Source organism: Flavobacterium frigoritolerans (assembly GCF_025847275.1).
GTDB lineage: Bacteria > Bacteroidota > Bacteroidia > Flavobacteriales > Flavobacteriaceae > Flavobacterium > Flavobacterium frigoritolerans.
In genome coordinates this window covers 137,970-157,736 of record NZ_JAOZEV010000012.1, presented here as the reverse complement: position 1 = coordinate 157,736, position 19,767 = coordinate 137,970, and the positions used below count along the sequence as shown (strand labels likewise).

The following is a 19,767-nucleotide window of genomic DNA, read 5'->3' as shown; positions in this document are numbered from 1 at the left end:
TAAGGTTGAAATAAGCCTAGAAAACATAAGACGAAATTACGAAAGAGATTCTGATGAAAAGCATATATCAGATTTAGTTCAAACAATACTATCCTATTCAGCTGATATTCCAAATTGGGAGAATTCAAAAAATAATGTCTATATCCAGCTATTTCCAAATGATTTCGATTTTAAAGACTTAATTTATGAAAAAGTCACGGATGAATTTAGTAAAATTTATGCGGTGAGCGAAAAAGAAAAACTAACCTGGATTTCTACTGACATCTTAATGAAGTGGAACATCTCGGAGCAAGATTTAATTAAACAAGCGGATTTAAATGCTAATGAACTACTATCAAAAACCAAGATCGATTTTGAAATAATAGAGGACAGAAAACTTGGTATGATTGAAGTCGAAAAAACATTTCTAAAAAGTTCCCTCCTATTTGCTTCAAAAATGAAAGAGAAACTGAAATCAGAGATTGGATTTCCATTTTACGCGGTAATTCCAGTAAGAGATTTTTGTTATATTTTTTCTGAAAAAGATTTTGAATTTTTCGCAAATAGAATTGGGAAAACAGTAGTTCAAGAATATCAAAATTCTGGTTATCCCATTACAACAGAAATATTGTTTTTTTCGGAGGACGGAATGACTGCAGTTGGGAAATACCCGACCGAAAAATAAAAAACACATCAAAAACTGATAATACTTATATGAAAAAATACTTTACACTATTTTTATTTACAGTAATTGTAAGTTTTACTTATGGACAGAATTCAGATAAAAATTTTTATCCCACGGAAACCCGAAAAGTAGATTTAAGTTCAAAAACAGACAATGAAATAAAGCGACAAAACGAACTTTTACAAAAATCTAAACTATCCCCTACAGAACAAAAAGAACTTGATGTTTTATTACAGAAATATGGTGAAGTTGTAGAAAGTATGTGGGATGTTATAGATGGTGGCTGCAGCTGGTATTGTAGCGGTGGGAATTATAAAATAAAAGCATCCTCTACTCTAAACTCAGAAAAAGATACAAAATACCAAGCAAAGAACGCAAATGACCTAAGCTACCAAACTGCTTGGGTCGAAGGCAAACCAGACGAAGGAATTGGAGAATACTTAGAATACTCTTTTTACAACAAAAGCCCGAGAATTACACAAATTATAATTTCTAACGGATATGTAAAATCCGATGCCGCCTGGAAGAACAATAACCGAGTGAAGAAACTACGATTAAGTATCAACGGAAAAGCATTTGGAATCCTGAATTTAGAAGACAGTAAAAACGACCAAATATTCGATCTTGGAACTTTTGGACATAACAAAAACGGAACCGACTTAATTTTAAAATTCGAAATTGCCGAAGTCTATAAAGGTGATAAATTTAACGATACTGCTATAACCGAAATTTACTTTGACGGAATTGATGTACACTAAGAAATAAAAAATGAAAAAAATTATTATCCTATTCGCTATTATGCTCTCAAATTATAATGCAAAAGCACAAACCCAAAATGATGTAGTTGGTTATTACAAATTAAGAGGCGGAAGTCATTACCTAAAACCGGATGGTACATTTGTAATAATAGGTTACGCAACGCTTATAACTGGTAAATGGACATTAAAAGAACATGGCGAAGTACAATTTATTCCCGATGCTCCTAAAGAATCATTTCAGGTTTACGGAAGACATACTCCGGAATTAAAAGAAAACTCTAAATTCATGCTCTCAAACGGATTACATGAGGAAGAAACATTTATGCACATCGGGAAACTTAGTGCTGTAAAACCAAAACTACAACGCGTTTATGTAAAAGGCCATCACTGCATTAAATTTCCAGAAGTATATACTACAACTAAAAAAGCTGATACCATATCATTTACATCTTTACCCTATTCTAATTCGGAAAATAAAGAGTACAAGCCGAAAATTTACACTTTCAATAACATCGAAAATTTCAATGATTTTATCGTATATCACTTTGAAGATAAAGATAACTATCATCCGTTTTCTTATCTCTATAAAGATGGAGGTTTATATTATTCCAAACATTTTGGAGAAAAGCTAGACTTAAATGAGGAGTTAAGTAAATCTGAATTTTCACAAATCTCAGGTATTGATTTTGCTCCAAATCTTGTATTATATACACCCAAATACAAAAGCTATGATGCCGATATCGAAAATGAAGAGTTTAAACTAAACTATACTTTAGATGAAAAAAGGAATGCCTACATCAATAAACTAAACTATGTAGCTGGCGAAGAAAATACAGCCGATTATGATTACAATAATACCAACTTACTTTATATCTATAAAAAAATAAATACATTCATTACAACTCAAAAATCTTTTTTAATCGAAGAAAAATCAATTTTTAAAGACCATTGCAAAGAATAAAATTTTAAAGCTTCATTCAAATATATATATATATATATATATATATATATAAACCAAATAGTTAAATAGTTTTTAAATAGTTAATTAATAGCGATTTGTAATTACTCGTACGTCGCCTTATATTAAGTCGAACTCATTTTAATCAAAAAATGCGTTCGACTTTTTTTTGTCGTACGGATTTCATGATTATCCAATGCACATTTGTATCAAATAACAATAACCAATAAAAATTCAGAAATCATGAAAAAATTAATCCTTATCGTTTTTTTAATATTGCCACTATTTAGTATAGCGCAAAAAACTAATCTTAAAACAATAGTTGACAGTGCCGCAATCAAAATGATAGAAAAACCTTTAATAAATTCTACCTCAATCGGGATAGTATATCAAGGACAAGAATTTATAGGTCATTATGGCGAATTAGAAAAAGGAAAATCAAATGCGCCAACTGATAAAACAATTTATGAAATTGGTTCATTAGGCAAAACTCATACAGGTACATTAATTGCTAAAGCTGTTTTGGATAAAAAAATAAACCTTGATGATCCAGTTCAAAAATACTTAAGCGAAGATTATCCTAATCTAACATTTGATAACCACCCTATTCGCATAAAAGATTTAGTTAGCCATACAAGTGGTTTACCAAATATGATTCCTTTAAGTGTAAATGAAATCCTGAAAAATTTCACAAAAAAAGAGACACCAACTGATCTCAACAATGCATTAAAAAATTACACACAAAAAGATTTTCTTAGAGATCTACATCAAATAAAAATTGATACCATTCCGGGATATAACTTCTCTTATTCGAGTGCAGGAATAGAACTTTTGGCAGCCGTATTAGAGAGAGCCTATAACAAAAAATTTGAAGTGATATTAAAAGAGTATTTTGCCATAAATGCCCAAATGAATCATACAATGATAAATTTAACTCCAGAGGAAGAAAAAAATCTTGCAGTAGGCTATCATTGTGCATTTAACGAAATCACTACCCAAATGGCAACTTTGCCTTGGGGTGCTGGTGGAAACGTAAAATCTACTGTTCCTGATATGGTAAAATACATTAAATACCAATTAAAAAATGATGCTGTAGTCGCAGAATCTCACAGCCCATTAGTAAAAGTTAATGATCGTTTTAGTTCAGGATATTGCTGGCGAGTAACCAAAGATGAAAAGCTTGGAACATTATATATGCATCATGGTGGTGTTACGCGCTCCCAATGCTTTATTTATATAATTCCTAAATATAATCTGGGTGTATTTATTATAACAAATCAAAGTGGTGAAAACACTCCTAAAGCAATGAAAGATACCTTAAACGAAATATTCGAAAAAATACAAAGCCTTTAACAAGGGATGATAAAATGGTAAATTTAATAGTACAATCTAAAATCCAGATGTTTACAAAGATCATAATGTTTTTGATGTAGCTCTTCAACAATCTCAATTACATCATCTTCATCCTGACATAAACTAAAGAAAGCTTTATCAAGCGTACTGCTACTTGTTATTTTTTTGAGCGCGGCACCATAACCCGAAATGGCACGTGCACCAGTTATATCAAGGAAATATTGCGCTTCTTCCTGAGTTAAATCTAATATTTTTGCATTGGCAAAATGTAAAATTTTGCCTTTCATTTTACCTTCAAAAATTTCGGCTATTTCTTCTAAACTATAATAATATTCATTAAGACAAACATTATTTCCTTCTCCAGGCATAACCAAATATATTATTTCATAATCTTTAAAATTATGATCATCATAAAGCAATGCATTTAAGCTATCTTCTAATCCCTCAATTGTATCACAAGTTTTATGAATACTCGAAATACCTTGATCAAAAGCTAGTTGCTCTAAGTTTTTAATAACTTCAGTAGTTTTGTTTATTTCCACATCGGCAACAGCCTCAAGGCAGAAAATAAATTTATCATAATCCATACAATTATGTTTTTTGTAGATAATAAATACAACACAAAGGTATATTTTATTGAGGGATTTAGATATAAATAAAGAAGACTTTTAAGGAATTAGTTGTATTCTCTAGTTGCTCATTGTATCATTTTATGTCTAAAAATAATAATAAATTACTGGCTGTAAACACTTTTATTTATCGATTGTAAAACAAAAAACACTACATAATTGTAGTGTTTTTTTAATTTTATATATTGAAATACTTGATAGTAAATCATACATTTATTAAGATTAACCCGTTAGGTATAATTAATTTTTACACATAGAAACACAGCTTTTCACGCTCAAAAAGGCATTACACTTGTTTTAAATGCACATAGCTAGCTTTGTGAAAGAAATGTATTTCTTTTTGTTTTCTTTTTTACAAATAAAATCTATGTTTCTATGTGTTAAATGAAATTTTGCGACATAAGCGAGTAGACGAAGAAATTGCATCCAACGGGTTAAGATTATTGCTTCTGTATCGCTTTTATTGCTTTTATTTCTTGGTTCAACGGCTCTGCAATTTCATTTAGTTTGGATACATTTTTTATTCCTAATGCTACATAATTTGGCTTAATAACTTCTTTATATAGTTTGTACAATTCTATTAAGATTTCTAATTTGCTAATTTGAAGTGGTTTTCCATCAAAGTATTTAGCATCTGTTCCATCACCATCTGGAGAACAATGGTTTACATCTAGCGAATGACGCCAATATTCTGCATGTTTTCTCCATTCCTCTTGATCTACAACAGATGGTTTATTAAACCAAATATTCCAGCTAAGTACATTGGTTTTCTTTAACATATTAGCACTTAGTATATTAAAAATGCCAAGAATAATAGTATTGAATTTATCTACTATAGGATCTTTTGTTAAAGTAATATCATTAATCTGAACATCTAAATTTGCAACTGTAAAAGCCACATTTTCATGTTTTGCAAAATCAGGACTTTTAAATCTATCAGTTTCCCCACGTAACAATGGAAAGTATATTCCTTTGGCATCACCAACTCTCGACGTATTTACTTGTATGGCAGTAGCTTTACTAAATGGGAATTTAGTTTTATCTAATTCATTTAATAAAAATTTAATAAAAGGGTTTGCATTATTATCAGGTGAAAACCATATTTTCCCTACCACACCTAAATCAGCAGCCATTTCTCTGGAATCTTCATTAACCCAACCTCTCTGACCTGTAACTGTTACTTCAACATTTAGGTTTATCCCAACGCTTTTTAAATACGCTCCTTGTTGTGGACAAATAATCGAATATACTCGGCCTTCTGCTGTATATCCAATTCTTGAAATATTAGTAGCAAACATTTGAAAACATCTTGATTTTTGAACTCCTAATATAGTAATCCAACTAAATTCAGGCCATTCTGCCTTCATCTGGCGTTGTAGTTTGTCAATATTAGCCATGTTGTCTAATATTGGCAAGGAAGTAAGATTAGGTTTTGGATATTTGAATTCTGGATTAGACTCTTCAAATCCACCAATCCAGCCATTATTTTGAAGTTTTAATTCTGAAGAGAAAAAGTTTCCTTTAAGACCAGATTTCAAACTCATTTCATGTAAAAAGCTATTGTTTCTGTCATATTTTTGTTTGACTTGCAGCAAATCTCCTAAGTAACGTTTTCCATAAAATTGGATCAATAATTCGATACGCTCACCATCGTTTTCAGCATTGTATTTCTCCGATTTTGGTGATTTTCTGATACAATTATAGTCCGGAAAATTAACAAAACATCCTTCCGTAAAACCTTTTTTACTCAAATCTAATCTCAAATTTTCAACCCAAGTTAAGTATTTATCATTGTCAGGATCAGTAGGGTTTGACCACCAAGCCTGAATTTGAAACATAAAATCCCTGTCTTTGTAGTAAAAAAAGTTATCACCATCTTTAATCTTACCTCCCATCCCATGTAAACTTAAATAAGTGTTTGCTTTACTTCCAAAACTTTTATTTTTGTTCATATATTCAAAAATAGCAGTTGCTAAACTTGCATAGTCTATCCCCTTTTTAGGAAAAAAAGAACTTATTTTATGTGGATGTGGAGCATCACAGGTCGATGTTGGAGCTGCTATTGCTGGGGTATCTTTTTGTACTTTAATAGCGTCATATATTGCTAGATGACTACTAAAACTATTTTCAAGGGATGATAATTTCTTTTTGTTATTTTTATCATTGCTACTTGGAGTATTGCGTATTAAATTTATGTCTTTTGTTGGAAAGTCTTTATCAATTATAGTCGCTATTTGTTTCTTGATTGCTTGATCAGTATCATTTTTTTTAACTACAATAATCCCTGAAATATACAAACGTATGGGATCTTTTAATTCGTCTGTATCGGGATATACTCTTACGAAAGAGGTAATTGGATTTATTGCCTTAGAAGCATTTTTAAACCATTGTTCCAGTCTTTTTTCAGGTTCTCTTCCATTAGAAATTTTGATATCAAAGGATTCCTTTTTTAAACCTATAAGTGACTGTGTTTTAAAAGTAAAACTTGTAACCACTCCAAAGTTTCCTCCGCCAGAACCTTTTAAAGCATTAAATAAATCCTTATAGTCATTTGTAGCATTTATTTCCACTTTTTTAAATCCACTTTCGTCATCAGCAATGATGATTTGAGCGCTGACTAAAGAATCACATGTCATGCCATATAATCTGGAATAAGGCCCCCAGCCTCCTCCTTGTGCCAAACCGCCAATAGTAACAGAATCACAGCCGCCACCTGGGATTAGTAGCTCTTGTTCATTGAGTTTAGCATATACATTTTCTAATTTAGCTCCTGATGGAATTATTATTGTACTTGTAGCTTTATTAATAACCATCTTATCCATTCTTGAAATATCGACGACTATTACATTATCTCCAGTACAAGCTCCTTCATGATGATGTCCTCCAGAACGAATTCTGAATGATTTCTTGTTTTGCTGACAATAATTCAATACATATATAACATCATCAGAAGTTTCACAATAAGCAATTTTATCAGGACTTAATTTATTATTATTTAGCAATAAAAGATTAGAAATTTTCCTTGCGTCTTGATATCCTGGTGCTTTTTTATCGATTACAGTAATTAAAGTATTTTTCATAGTATATAGTTAAATTAGTATTGGGGACTCATTCGTTTAAAAAGATATTTATGAAGAAAGTATCTTTTTAGTTTATATTAACCATCAATAAATCAATATTTTAAATGCAATTTACATCGAATAATGTTTTGAATTATAGGTATTTGTACTGGTTTTATGTATAATACTTTTAATAGCATTGAGGAAGTCAAATTCTCAGACAATACCTATTTACAATTTCTAGGTGATTTTAATTACAAATTATTTTTGATCTTTTCCGTAAATATTACACTATCATAAAAAGCAAAAAACCACTTCGTATTAATTGAAGTGGCTTTGTTGTTTTTCTTTGTGGAACGGAATATAAATATGCGCTATCTTATTTATATTTAATTGATTATGTAAAAATTAATTAGTGATAGAAAGATCTACTTCTGGATTAGGGGTAAAATCTTTTTCAAGTTTTGAGATAATTACTGCACCCGCAGCATTACCTATGAAATTGGTAATCGTTCTGGCTTCATTCATAAATTTATCGACACTAAATAAAAGAGCCAATGCCTCTACAGGAAATTTATGTAATGTAGTAAAAGTAATTGTTAAAGCTATAAAACCAGAACCTGGCACTCCTGATGCTACTTTTGAAGTTATCATAATTACCAATATAATAGCTGCAATATCCTCTAGAGACAGCGGTATATCAAAAAGCTGAGCAACAAATAATGTACAGATTGGTAAAAATATAGATGCTCCTGCGAGATTAAAAGAATAGCCAAGCGGTATACATAACCCTACAACAGCTTTGCTGCAACCTGCCTTTTCAAGCTTAGCAACAATAAGTGGAAAAGCTGTTCGAGATGATGAAGTACCGAAAACAATCAGTAATTCTTCTTTAATATAGATTAGAAACTTCCAAAGACTAATTTTATAATACCTAAATATAAGTCCTAAAACTGCAAATATGAAAAAAGCCATAGTAATATAAGTAGTTGCTAATAGTTTGCCTAATGGCAGTAGGCTATCAATGCCAAACTTAGAAACTGCATAAGCCATACCACCAAAAGCTGCAATTGGTATGAGATAAAATAGATACATAAGTATCTTATATAAAAAGTAAGATACTTTTTGTAACTTAATAACTAATAGTTCTCTATGTCGTGAAAAACTTAGTGCAATCCCCAATAATATGGCTAACAATAGTAGTATTAAAGGCCTGTTAAGTATCAAAAAATTAAAACTGTCGCCATTAAATTCTGCATTACTAATCTTTGAAGGGATATCAATGGTAGTAATACGGCTTTTTGCTATTTTACCTGGTTCAATAAATAATGCACTTGCTACACCCAATAAAATTGCTAGAGTTGTAATTATAATAAAATATGTTATTGCTTTAAAACTTATACTGCGAACTTTTTTTAAGTTACCTACTCCACTTACTCCTATTACAATAGTTAAAAAAATTACAGGTTGAATAAATGGTTCAATTAAATAAAGAAAACTTGTTCCTAAAAAATCTAATCTAATGCCTTTTTCAGGAAAATAATGACCTACAACAACCCCCAGTAATAAGGCCACAAATACATATGAGGCCAAATTTTTCACAAATTTACCTGATAGAGAAGTATTTATAGGTTGTTGATTTTCCATTATGTGATATTAAACAATGAACAAAGATATAAAGGTTATTTAAAAAGTAATAAGTCCAATAATAATAGCTGTAATAAGCATCGCGAGAGATGATCCTAATGCCCACTTAATTGTGAATTTTAGATGATCTGAAAATTCAACTCCAGCTAAACCTACCAAAAGATAAGTGGATGGTACTAATGGACTTAACAAATGAACCCCTTGACCTATTAACGAAGCCGTTCCTATTTCTAATTTTGTAGCTCCAAGATGAAGACCTGTTTCAGTTATAAGGGGTAATATACCAAAATAATATGCATCGTTGCTTAAAAAAAATGTTAATGGCGCACTGGTTACTGCTGTTAGAACAGGAAATAATCTTCCCCAAGTATCTGGGACTACAGATATCATTGATTTCGCCATAGCATCCATCATCCCTGTTCCCGAAAGTATTCCTGTAAATATACCTGCAGCAAAAATCATTGATGCTACCGAAAGCGCATTGCCTGCATGCAATTTAAGAACCTTTTGTTGTTCATCTATTTTTGGATAGTTAATAATAAGACCTATGCAAAAAGCAATCATAAATGAAACTGCAAGCGGAAGAACATCAAACATCATTATTGCTAAAAGCGTTAGTGTCAATGCTAAATTAAACCATATAAGTCCTGGTCTTTTTAATTCTCGTTGTACTCCTATTGTTTCTTCATTATCTAAATATGGATTTACAAAATCCTTTTTTGCAATTCTCTTTTTTTCTTTTATTCCAAGCCATACTGAACATAAAAGTACCCAAACAACTCCACCAACAACTACAGGTATCATAGGCACGAAAAGCTCTGTTGCATCCATTTGAAGTGTAGTCATTGCCCTTGCTGTAGGTCCGCCCCAAGGGAGAATGTTCATTACTCCACCAGCAAGCATTATAATACAGGATAGCACTAAAGGATTCATCCCTAGTTTTTTATACAATGGCAACATTGCAGCTACTACAATCATATAAGTTGTTGCCCCATCTCCATCCAACGATACAAGAACAGTAAGCACAGCTGTACCAAACGCAATTTTTATTGGATCACCTTTTGCAAATTTGAGTATCAGGTTAACTAACGGATCAAATAATCCTGCATCAATCATTATACTAAAAAAAAGTATTCCAAAAATGAGCATAATACCCGTAGGCGCAATATTTTTTATACCATCCATAATGATAGGGCCTAAATCTGATGCGAATCCTCCAAAAAGAGCAAAAATTATTGGTATAAGTATTAGAGCTGTTAACGGAAACAGTCTTTTTGACATGATAAGGTACATAAATACGATAATCATTGTAAAGCCTAAGATAGTAAGCATGGTAATATATATTTTAAGTTATTAATTTTCTGATTTAGACCAGTCGAAAGAATTTCTAAAACCTAGTAACACATAATTACTAGTATCCGAAGAGCTCAGTTGGTTGACAAATGAGAACTCTAAAGCCGATTTTTCTCCCAAATTAATTCCAAGACCTGAAGTGATCCTGTTACTATCGAACTGTTCTTCTTTTACAACATTCATACGTATCTCATTTTTAAGTATACCGTAAAAAATATTTTTTTCACTTGCTTTATTTAAAGGAATTTTAAATGAAATAAGATATCTAAGCCTAACAATAAAATCGTCTGGATTTGTTAAAAACCGTTCTTCTATTCTGTATCGGTGTAGTAAAACTGTTCTTCCTATCTTATTTTTAAAAGATACCTGCTGGAAAGGTCTATTTTCATAACGTATCCTTTTTTCCATGTCACTATTATAGGGCTCTAAAACAAGAAACATGTATCCCATTGCTGGATAAATTTCATTTTCCAGTTTTCTCTCAAGATATGTTGATACTAAAAAAAGACGCGAATCTTTTATCAAATCATAAGAACGATATTGTGATAAAGCAGTAAAACTGTATTTTTGATTTAATTTCGCCGACATAGTATATTGGAACCATGTGTTAAGATTATCTTTCTGAGCATTACCCTTGACAGAAAATAAAATTAGAAAAAACAGAATTGATGTATTCTTTATATTCATTTTGATAATTATTAGATTTTGACTTTGATAAAAGTATACGAATGGGATCTGGAAAAAATCTAATTTTCAGTGAACGACATATATAATAAGTGAACTACACAATAAGGTTTCTTAAATAAAATTATATATGCAATTTTAAAGGCTTTTTTTTAAACGGTAAGTAATTTTTATAATAAAAAAGTATGGTTTTACTAATAAACATTATTATTCTGCTAGTTGCATTCCGACTTCTCTTGGAACAAAAGATTATAAATCGATTAATGACAAAACAGTGGAGTAATCTGATTACATTTCAGCATTTTATCTTTTTTATCATCTATAGTACTGCCCTAGTAAATAGTACGTTTTATTTTACGACAATGCCTTACGCATTATACAGTGTACTATTTACGATGGTTGTAAACATTATGCTTTATATAGTATGCTATTCTTATCTTGTAGGTACTTATTATCAGACAAATAAATATCCAGAGTACATTTTGTATGCTCTGATTTTATTTATATCTACTTCTTTATTACGTTTACTAGTTGAACCAAAATTTCATGTTAATCATATAGCTAACCCTAATGAAAGTCTTTTTTTAATAAGTGTTTATGCATCTCAGAGTATTATCATTTTAGTAGCTTCATTTTTAGGAATATCAAAACACAAATTTTTAATAGAATATGACTATAAGAATTTAGAATTTAAAAAAAATGAAACTGATCTTAATTTAATGAAATCTAAAATAAATCCTCATTTTTTATTAAACACTCTTAATAACATCTATTCTGGGAGTTATAATCCGGAAAAAAATACTTCGGGAGCCATATTACAATTAAGCCAATTACTACAATATGTAATATATGAAACAGACAAGAATACGATTACTATACAAAAGGAATTTGAAATGATAAAAGCACTTGCGGGTTTGTATCAATTAAAATACAACAATGCACTTCCTATAGAATTTGAACTTAATGATGAAGAAATTCAAGAACAATTAGAAATACCTCCGTCGATATACTTTGCCCTTTTTGAAAATGCATTAAAACATTCTGGTATCGGCAATGAAAAAGAGTCGTATATAAAAGTACAATTTTACAAGGATGAAGATTACATTGTTCTTAAACTAACTAATTCTATACCTAATCACAATATAAACATTAACAACCATACTTATAAAGGAATGGGAATGAAAGCATTAAAAAAAATATTAACTATTCAATATGCAGAAAACTACAGACTAGTTGAAGAATTATCAAATAAAACGTATTTTTCTACCCTCAAAATTAAAATATGAAAGAATTACAAACCATAGCTGTTGACGATGAGTATCCTGCACTTGAACTTATTAAAACCTATTGTGCTAATCTTAAAGGAATAAACTTATTAGAAACATTTAGTAATCCTGAAAATGCAATTTTGCTCCTAAATAAAAACGAGGTTGATTTACTAATCCTTGACATAAATATGCCTAACATAAGTGGCATTGAACTTTTAAAAAAAACTAAAAAAAGGCCGCTTTGCATTTTTATAACCGCAGAAGAACAACATGCTGCTAAAGCATTCGAACTTGATGTCATAGATTACCTTATAAAACCTATAAGCTTTGAGCGTTTTGAAAAAGCAATAACTAAAGCAAAAGAATATTACCTTTTTAAACAAACAAAAGATACCGTAGAGGATTTTATCATGTTTAAGTCAGATTATATTATAAATAAGATTAAACTCAATGATATATACTGGGTAGAAGGTTTTGGTGAATATATAAAAATTGTATCCCGATACAAAAAACACATGGTATTAGAACGGATGACAAAATTTGAAGAATTGCACCGTCATCTCGGATTTATAAGAATCCACAAATCATATCTTATAATAAAAGAGCATATAGCTTCTTTTAATTCACGCACTGTACTATTAAAAAATGGTAAAGAATTACCAATAGGACGCACCTATAAAAACAACCTTAAATTAAATTAAAACTTCATTTTAAATAGAAAATATTTGTTGAGTTATTTTTTTAACAACGGGATTTTCAGGGATTAAAAAAGGCATTGATTGTCAATGTATAATTGATAATCAATGCCTAATTAATGAATTAGGTAGTAAAATCTACTTATTTTTTTGTTTTAAAAACTTTATAGCATATAAAAAGAATACCCAGCCAAATAGGGATTAATTCTACAGATAATTTCATATTAGTAATCCACATTATTGATAAAATTCCCAATAAGAATACCAAACAGATATAATTACTCACTGGATAAAATAATGAAGGAAATTTAGTTTTTGTATTTTCCTTGTTTTTTGCAAGTCTAAATTTTAGATGCGTATAAGAAATCATAACCCAGTTAATAATCAAAGAAGATACTACTAAAGACATTAAAATACTAAAAGCCTCTTCAGGAATTACTTTATTTATTAAAATACAGATAGCCGCAAAACATGAAGAAATTAAAATAGCATTAATAGGTACCGATTGCTTATTTAACTTCATTAAAAACTTAGGTGCATTACCTTGATCTGCTAAACCATATAACATACGTGAGTTGCTATATACACTACTATTATATACTGATAAAGCTGCGGTTAATACAATTAAATTAAGCACATTAGCAATTAGGCGCGTAAAAAATATTTTGTTGCCAAATAATTCGAATTCCATTCCATTTAAATTTTGGAAAACCATTACAAATGGACTACTATCTGTAGTTATTTGTTGCCAAGGTGACAAAGCAAACAGAATAACCAATGCACCAACATAAAATATAAGGATTCTATAAATAACCTGATTTGTAGCTTTTGGAATATTTTTTTCTGGATTTTCTGCTTCAGCTGCCGTAATTCCAATTAGTTCTAAACCGCCAAAAGAGAACATAATTAAAGCCATTGCTGCTAATAAACCTTGAAAACTACCATTTGCAGTTTTTTCAAAGAAACCTTTTGGAAAGAAACCTCCGTCGTTATATAAATTATGAATTGTCGCTTGTTCTCCTCCTGTACCACTTATTAATAAGTAAGTTCCAAAGAGTATCATCGCAATAATTGCGACTACTTTTATGATTGAAAACCAGAATTCAGTTTCTCCATAAACTTTTACAGAGGCAAAATTCAAAGCATTAATAACCAGAAAGAAAAATAAACTGGATGCCCAGAGCGGAATTTCTGGCCACCAAAACTGCACATATACACCAATGGCTGTAAGTTCAGCCATACTAACTAAAATATATAAAATCCAATAATTCCAACCTGATGCAAAACCCGCAAATGAACCACAATACTTATAAGCGAAGTGACTAAAACTTCCTGATACAGGTTCTTCAACAACCATTTCACCAAGTTGTCTCATAATAAAAAAAGCGATAATTCCAGCTAAAGCATATCCTAAGATAACTGATGGACCTGCTAATACAGCCGCTGGGCCAATACCTAGGAAAAGACCTGTTCCTATTGATCCGCCTAAGGCAATTAACTGAATGTGGCGGTTAGTCAGCCCACGTTTAAGCTGATTCTCTTCTACGTCTTCATAGTTTTTTTTCACAAATTAAATTTTTTAAATGAGTTAAATCTACTCATAAATGTATAAAGAGCGAAGATAAGTTAAAAAAGGAATCGTACAAAGCATGCATTAGGCTAAAACTCCAATAAATAATCAAATAAAGTGGGTAAATTTCAAATTAAAAGTAGCTCTTGCAATTTTTACAATAATATTACTGTTTTCGTATATCGTTATTTCAGGACAAGACACCTTCAGGAATAAAGCAATAGACGTAACTATGTAAAAAAAGAGGTAAAAAAAAGAGCCATCTTTTGAATGGCTCTTTTGGTATGGTAAACGATCTATTTTTAATCTATTCGTTTTACTGAAAGTTTATCTAAACAAAAATAAGCTGCAGTATTGATTCCGTATGTTGGATCTGAGTCTGTTGAAGCCATCTGGAAAATAAGATATTTCACCTCTCCTAAGTTGGCAAGTTTAATTGCAGTTACATCAATCCAGCCTGTTGGCATCACAAGAGAAGATCCTGTGTGGTTTGCTAATGTATGCGTGATTGGAGCTGAAATAACTCCATTTTCATCAACACCATAAATTAATAATTCGAAATGATCACCAGAGACAAATTTCTTTGCAAAACCATCTCCATTTAAACAACCATAATAAGGCCATGGGTGCATATTTATTTTCAATCCTTTAACTTCGTATAGTCCTGTGTTACCGATTTTAATCCAGTTTGAAAAACCAGTTTCAGTAAAAGTAGTTCCTTGTGGATTTTTAGGATCTAAATAACTAGACCAATAAGCAACAATGTAAGGATCTCCTGTTGTTCCTGGAGTTCCCGGTGCTATTGGAGAAGAAGTATTAAAACCGCTTCCTGCCATGGTTCCCCATTGATGAGGCACCCAACCATCTGATCCACCTGGAGCTGCTCCAGAACCGTAATCTTTAATGTCATTTACATTTGATACAATAAAACCATCCCAATAATTATAGCCTGCAGATGTAGCGGTGTGCGAAAATGTAAAGATATCTACACTTAATTTTGTATTAGATACATATGTATTTTCCCAATATTTACCACCTGTTGTAGTGGTTCCGCTTGCTAATAGAGCATTGGTAAGGTTAAGGGTTGTTGTTGTTCCTATTGCAGGATCAGCAAGGATTCTTTTAGTTGATGCATTTGCGCTGTTTGTTACTGCATTTGCACTTCCATCAATTAAAGCATCATCCTCGTTACTACAGGACGAAAGTCCTAAAAGTAAACCAACGGTCAAAAAATAAATTACTTTTTTCATTATTTATAAAATTTAGGGGTTAATATTCTGGTTGAATAGCTTTTGAATAGGTTCGCTTAATTATTTGGTTTTTGGGAAATTTAAATCTTCTGCTTGCTTAAAATGGCTGGTTACTAAGTCTGTAGCACCTGCTACTACAAATGTCGAAACGTATACTTTAACAAAATCAATTCCTGGTAAATGAACTTTCTTTCCGTTATTGTCTACAGCCCAGCTAATATCTATTGACGGATCTTTGATACCTCCATACCCCCACTCAAAAGTTCCTACATTATAGGTTGTCCCTTCTCCATCGCTTACATCTTTTATTGGCAAGTTTATTTTTGTTCCTTTTAGGGTATAAGACTCTCCCATCCATTGCGGATAATAATTATAGCGTCTCCATTTTTTTGTTTTTGTAATAAAACTGGATTCATTTTTATTATCTGTCCATTTCAGATACTCTTTATCAAATTGCCAGTCTTTTGTACCTGTTACTGCTGGTTTATCTGGATTTGGTTTGTTGTATGTAACCTCATAATTTTTGATAGTTGTAGATTTATGATGTTCACTACCTGCAATTTCGTACCATTCATTTTCGTCTGCAATACCATTTTTATTTGCATCATAGGCAACATATACGCTCACAGGAGAAAATTTTAAGCTGCCGCTGTTCTCATTCATTAGAATCGTGAAATCACGTTTCCCGTAAGTGTTTATAACAGTATGATCAAATTTTGTAACTATAAATCCGCCAAAAGTCCCTAATCCAATATCATTTCCTTCTATAAGATCTGACTGAATTTGTGTCATAACTTCGGCTTTAGTTCCAAAGACAAGATTATCATTATTATAGCTAGGAGCAGGTAAATAATCAATAAGTGATAATGCTCTTGAAATATAGGTTTTGCCAGTTTCTGAAACTGTAACTTTTGTAGCAGCTTGTTTTACCAATTTACCTAATGTTACAGTTAAGTCCACAGCATAGTTTGCTGCTTTAGGCGCTATAAACTGCAAAGTCTTTGTATCTCCAATAATAGAATCTTTTACAGTTCCGTCTGTATGGGTTACTTTTATTGTCCATTTGTATTGTGCAATAGCATTATTACTGTTTTCAATAGTAACTTCAGGATCTATTGCTACGGCATTATACCTGCTTACAGTAAAATCTGAAGCTAACTTTAATGAAATAACTGCCTCTTTTACAGGTTCTGGTTTAGGATCTTCTGGTTTTGAATCGTCATTACTGCAGCTATAAAAAGTGCCAATAGCTACTAGAAACAAACTATATTTTAAATACTTTTTCATATGCTTATTATTTTACTTTTTTTAAATTGTATTTTTTTAATAGATGAAGATCTGCAGCACCTGCAAATTTGGTAGCCATTGAAGATTGCTGATGGCAAAGTCCCATTGGTTCGCTAACACAGTTTACTATTTTTATAAAATTAATTCCGGGAAGATTTGCTTTTTTTCCGTTTTTATCTACTGCCCAATCAATATCTATATTAGGGTTAACAGCATTGGCATACCCCCATTGTGGAGGTGTAAAATTCCATAAGGTAGTTTGCCCCGGACGTGCAGTAACAAAATCTACATTGAGTTTTGTTCCTTCATATGTAACTGTATTTTGAGCTGCCCACAATGGATAATATTCTTTTTTGGTTTTAGATCTTGGCATGTAATAAGACTCCGATTGATTATTTTCGCAAAAGATGTGTTCTCGATCTGAAAACATATCATTAGGCCCTCCCACTACTACAGGCGCTCCTACAGCTTTTTTATGATACGTGATTTTGAAATTCTTAATTGTATTTTCTTTTGTATGCTGACTTCCTATGATCTCATACCATTCATCGTCGTCTGGTTTTCCATTTCCATTTTTATCATAAGCAACATATATTAATCCTGGTGCTGGTGGATTAGCTTTGTCCGTTAAATCGCCACCATACACTTTAAAATCACTTTCTCCCGCAACATTGATAACAGTATGATCAAAGCCTACAATAATAGAACCTCCAAAACCTCCTAAGTCCAGCTGATATCCCACATTGGTTTCATTGATTCTGCCCAATGCGGTTCGTGTAACATCTTCTTTTGTAAAGCCAACTTTAAATAAATCATTGGCAAACATTCCTGGTGCTGGATCGAAATCAAAAATGCTTGTTATATACGGATTGTAATTTTTAGCATCAGTGGTTACATTTACTATTGTTTTTTTACTTCCTTTTTTCCCTTCAGCCAAAACATTTAATGTTAGTTCATAGGTACCTGAGTATAATGCGATAAATCTTAAATCTTTAGAATTTCCTACAATAGAATCTGTAGTTTTGTTTAGTGGATTTTTTGTTAGAACCCATTCGTAATTTGGATTTTTTACTGTTGTAGAACTACTTATATTTAAAACATTAAATATAGATACTTCATGTTTTTCTTGAAGTGTAATTTCTGTTGGATTTATAGCATCTTCTACTGGTTTAGCGTCATCATCATTGCTGCTGCATCCTATAAATAAGAAGGCAAGAAATAATAAATAGGTACAATTTTTTTTCATAATTTATGGTATTATAATTTTAATTTAACGTGCTGTTTAGTTTATTTTCGAGTAGGTATATTTTCTCCTAATAAGTGCAAATCTGTAGCACCCATTATTTCGGTAGAAGTTTCTCCTAACCATCCAGCTTGTTGATTCAATCCGTTGTAAACTTTTACAAAATCAACCCCCGGAAGATGAATTTTATTTCCGTTTTTATCTATTGCCCAATCAATATCTATTGCTGAATCATCATCATTATTAGGAGCGTTATCTGCGTATCCGTATAAAAATGCGTACTGAACAAAGTAACTTCCAGTCCCGCTTTCATCGACTGCATTATCTGGTAATCTTGTGCCTTTAAACGTAATTTTTTCTTGATCTTTAAGCCATTTTGGCCAATAGTCTAATGAGTGATTATAAGCATTGTTTTGTGCCAAATAACCCGTTTTTCCTTGATTGTCTTTCCATAATATGTATTCTATATCCGTAAAAAGTACTGTTCCCGTACCGCCTCCTGGTACTGGTATTTTATTTGGATCGGGTCTATAATAAGTGATTTCATAATCCTTGATGGTTTTTTCCATTTTATGACCAGCTCCTTCTATTTCATACCATTCGTCATCTGGAAGTCCATTTTTATTTTTGTCGTAAGACACCATTATTACCCCAGCTTCACTGCTCCCTCCTCGCATGGTTGCATCTGCATTTGGATTAGCGTCTGCCCAAAAAGCATTTCCCAAGACTCTAAAATCACGTTTGCCTTTTACATTTACAATTGTATGATCAAATCCAAAAACGATATAACCCCCAAATGCACCAAGGGAAATTAGATCTCCGTTTTTCTTGGTTAAATAAGAATTAGCTCTAGTTAAAATTTTATCGAATGTTTCTCCATCATTGGCCGCTGGTAAGTCATTAATGAATTGCCCAGGAGCAGGTTTAAAATCAAATACTTTGGCTATAAAGGTTTTGTATTCTTTAGCTTCTTTGTTTACATATACTTTAACCTTTTGTGTTTGCGTATTTCCCTTGTCATTTATAACTACTCCTAGTTCATAAGTTCCAATTTCTGCTGCTGCAAACAAGGCTTCTTTTGCTGTGGCATTTGCTAAAGAATAATTATCGGATGGAGCATTTATTACACTCCAGCTATACGTTGCATCTGTACTTACTGCGATATTTGCAGTAACTGACACTATTGTTGCTCTTTGCGCATTATACTCATTGTTTCCTATACCTCCCGTTGGCGGATTGCCATTATCCGCACTATCGTCACCACTGGAACAGTTGGTAGCCAATGCTGCTGCGAGCATAAATAATAGCGTTCGGAAATGTTTTAAAGATTTGTTATACATGATTTTACT

At 31.5% G+C, this 19,767-nt stretch carries 16 protein-coding genes; 6 read left to right on the top strand and 10 right to left on the bottom strand.

Features of this window, described 5'->3' with window-relative positions; all coding sequences use genetic code 11:
- From OIU80_RS15110 to OIU80_RS15095, 4 genes are all read left to right on the top strand, one after another.
- Positions 1-664: hypothetical protein (locus OIU80_RS15110; protein ID WP_264287824.1), on the top strand; the 664-nt coding region annotated here is incomplete at its 5' end.
- A 29-nt stretch (positions 665-693) separates the two neighbouring features.
- Entirely contained in the window at positions 694-1,422 is a 729-nt protein-coding gene (locus OIU80_RS15105) for an NADase-type glycan-binding domain-containing protein (RefSeq protein ID WP_264287823.1), read from the top strand.
- 10 nt (positions 1,423-1,432) lie between these two features.
- Entirely contained in the window at positions 1,433-2,383 is a 951-nt protein-coding gene (locus tag OIU80_RS15100) for a hypothetical protein (protein WP_264287822.1), read from the top strand.
- Between the two features lie 240 nt (positions 2,384-2,623).
- Positions 2,624-3,733 (top strand): serine hydrolase domain-containing protein, encoded by a 1,110-nt coding sequence (locus OIU80_RS15095; protein WP_264287821.1) that lies wholly within the window; start codon positions 2,624-2,626, stop codon positions 3,731-3,733.
- A gap of 23 nt (positions 3,734-3,756) precedes the next feature.
- Here OIU80_RS15095 and OIU80_RS15090 read toward each other — a convergent pair whose 3' ends face one another.
- The 5 genes from OIU80_RS15090 to OIU80_RS15070 form a co-directional block, all read right to left on the bottom strand.
- Positions 3,757-4,320, bottom strand: a complete 564-nt coding sequence (locus tag OIU80_RS15090; RefSeq protein WP_264287820.1) for a DUF6642 family protein — start codon at positions 4,318-4,320, stop codon at positions 3,757-3,759.
- Between the two features lie 482 nt (positions 4,321-4,802).
- The gene (locus OIU80_RS15085; protein WP_264287819.1) at positions 4,803-7,442 is read right to left on the bottom strand and encodes an FAD-binding oxidoreductase; all 2,640 of its coding nucleotides are present in this window, start codon (positions 7,440-7,442) and stop codon (positions 4,803-4,805) included.
- 387 nt (positions 7,443-7,829) lie between these two features.
- Entirely contained in the window at positions 7,830-9,068 is a 1,239-nt protein-coding gene (locus OIU80_RS15080; protein ID WP_264287818.1) for a cation:dicarboxylate symporter family transporter, read from the bottom strand.
- 39 nt (positions 9,069-9,107) lie between these two features.
- Positions 9,108-10,400, bottom strand: coding sequence for a CitMHS family transporter (locus OIU80_RS15075; protein WP_264287817.1), 1,293 nt, complete (start codon positions 10,398-10,400; stop codon positions 9,108-9,110).
- 21 nt (positions 10,401-10,421) lie between these two features.
- Positions 10,422-11,108, bottom strand: coding sequence for a DUF2490 domain-containing protein (locus OIU80_RS15070; RefSeq protein WP_264287816.1), 687 nt, complete (start codon positions 11,106-11,108; stop codon positions 10,422-10,424).
- A gap of 260 nt (positions 11,109-11,368) precedes the next feature.
- On the opposite strand from OIU80_RS15070, the gene OIU80_RS15065 reads away from it, so the two are divergent.
- Both OIU80_RS15065 and OIU80_RS15060 read left to right on the top strand, forming a co-directional pair.
- Positions 11,369-12,391, top strand: a complete 1,023-nt coding sequence (locus tag OIU80_RS15065; RefSeq protein ID WP_264287815.1) for a sensor histidine kinase — start codon at positions 11,369-11,371, stop codon at positions 12,389-12,391.
- Positions 12,388-13,074, top strand: coding sequence for a LytR/AlgR family response regulator transcription factor (locus tag OIU80_RS15060; protein WP_264287814.1), 687 nt, complete (start codon positions 12,388-12,390; stop codon positions 13,072-13,074). The genes OIU80_RS15065 and OIU80_RS15060 overlap by 4 nt, the downstream gene beginning before the upstream one ends.
- A 136-nt stretch (positions 13,075-13,210) precedes the next feature.
- Here the strand turns inward: OIU80_RS15060 and OIU80_RS15055 are convergent, their stop codons facing one another.
- From OIU80_RS15055 to OIU80_RS15035, 5 genes are all read right to left on the bottom strand, one after another.
- Positions 13,211-14,635: an amino acid permease gene (locus tag OIU80_RS15055; RefSeq protein WP_264287813.1), complete on the bottom strand. Its 1,425-nt coding sequence runs from the start codon at positions 14,633-14,635 to the stop codon at positions 13,211-13,213.
- A 305-nt stretch (positions 14,636-14,940) separates the two neighbouring features.
- Complete coding sequence (locus OIU80_RS15050; RefSeq protein WP_264287812.1) at positions 14,941-15,888, bottom strand: DUF4465 domain-containing protein; 948 nt, start codon at positions 15,886-15,888, stop codon at positions 14,941-14,943.
- Positions 15,889-15,948: 60 nt separating this feature from the next.
- Positions 15,949-17,175, bottom strand: a complete 1,227-nt coding sequence (locus tag OIU80_RS15045) for a hypothetical protein (RefSeq protein ID WP_264287811.1) — start codon at positions 17,173-17,175, stop codon at positions 15,949-15,951.
- A 7-nt stretch (positions 17,176-17,182) separates the two neighbouring features.
- Positions 17,183-18,421, bottom strand: coding sequence for a hypothetical protein (locus OIU80_RS15040; RefSeq protein ID WP_264287810.1), 1,239 nt, complete (start codon positions 18,419-18,421; stop codon positions 17,183-17,185).
- Positions 18,422-18,462: 41 nt separating this feature from the next.
- Positions 18,463-19,758: a cell surface protein gene (locus tag OIU80_RS15035; RefSeq protein WP_264287809.1), complete on the bottom strand. Its 1,296-nt coding sequence runs from the start codon at positions 19,756-19,758 to the stop codon at positions 18,463-18,465.
- Between the last annotated feature and the right edge of the window lie 9 nt (positions 19,759-19,767).

What these genes read in the sequence shown, in the direction of transcription:
- OIU80_RS15105 (WP_264287823.1), top strand. Translation starts at nt 694, where the DNA reads ATGAAAAAATACTTTACACTATTTTTATTTACAGTAATTGTAAGTTTT.
- OIU80_RS15100 (WP_264287822.1), top strand. Translation starts at nt 1,433, where the DNA reads ATGAAAAAAATTATTATCCTATTCGCTATTATGCTCTCAAATTATAAT.
- OIU80_RS15095 (WP_264287821.1), top strand. Translation starts at nt 2,624, where the DNA reads ATGAAAAAATTAATCCTTATCGTTTTTTTAATATTGCCACTATTTAGT.
- OIU80_RS15090 (WP_264287820.1), bottom strand. Translation starts at nt 4,320, where the DNA reads ATGGATTATGATAAATTTATTTTCTGCCTTGAGGCTGTTGCCGATGTG.
- OIU80_RS15085 (WP_264287819.1), bottom strand. Translation starts at nt 7,442, where the DNA reads ATGAAAAATACTTTAATTACTGTAATCGATAAAAAAGCACCAGGATAT.
- OIU80_RS15080 (WP_264287818.1), bottom strand. Translation starts at nt 9,068, where the DNA reads ATGGAAAATCAACAACCTATAAATACTTCTCTATCAGGTAAATTTGTG.
- OIU80_RS15075 (WP_264287817.1), bottom strand. Translation starts at nt 10,400, where the DNA reads ATGCTTACTATCTTAGGCTTTACAATGATTATCGTATTTATGTACCTT.
- OIU80_RS15070 (WP_264287816.1), bottom strand. Translation starts at nt 11,108, where the DNA reads ATGAATATAAAGAATACATCAATTCTGTTTTTTCTAATTTTATTTTCT.
- OIU80_RS15065 (WP_264287815.1), top strand. Translation starts at nt 11,369, where the DNA reads ATGACAAAACAGTGGAGTAATCTGATTACATTTCAGCATTTTATCTTT.
- OIU80_RS15060 (WP_264287814.1), top strand. Translation starts at nt 12,388, where the DNA reads ATGAAAGAATTACAAACCATAGCTGTTGACGATGAGTATCCTGCACTT.
- OIU80_RS15050 (WP_264287812.1), bottom strand. Translation starts at nt 15,888, where the DNA reads ATGAAAAAAGTAATTTATTTTTTGACCGTTGGTTTACTTTTAGGACTT.
- OIU80_RS15045 (WP_264287811.1), bottom strand. Translation starts at nt 17,175, where the DNA reads ATGAAAAAGTATTTAAAATATAGTTTGTTTCTAGTAGCTATTGGCACT.
- OIU80_RS15040 (WP_264287810.1), bottom strand. Translation starts at nt 18,421, where the DNA reads ATGAAAAAAAATTGTACCTATTTATTATTTCTTGCCTTCTTATTTATA.
- OIU80_RS15035 (WP_264287809.1), bottom strand. Translation starts at nt 19,758, where the DNA reads ATGTATAACAAATCTTTAAAACATTTCCGAACGCTATTATTTATGCTC.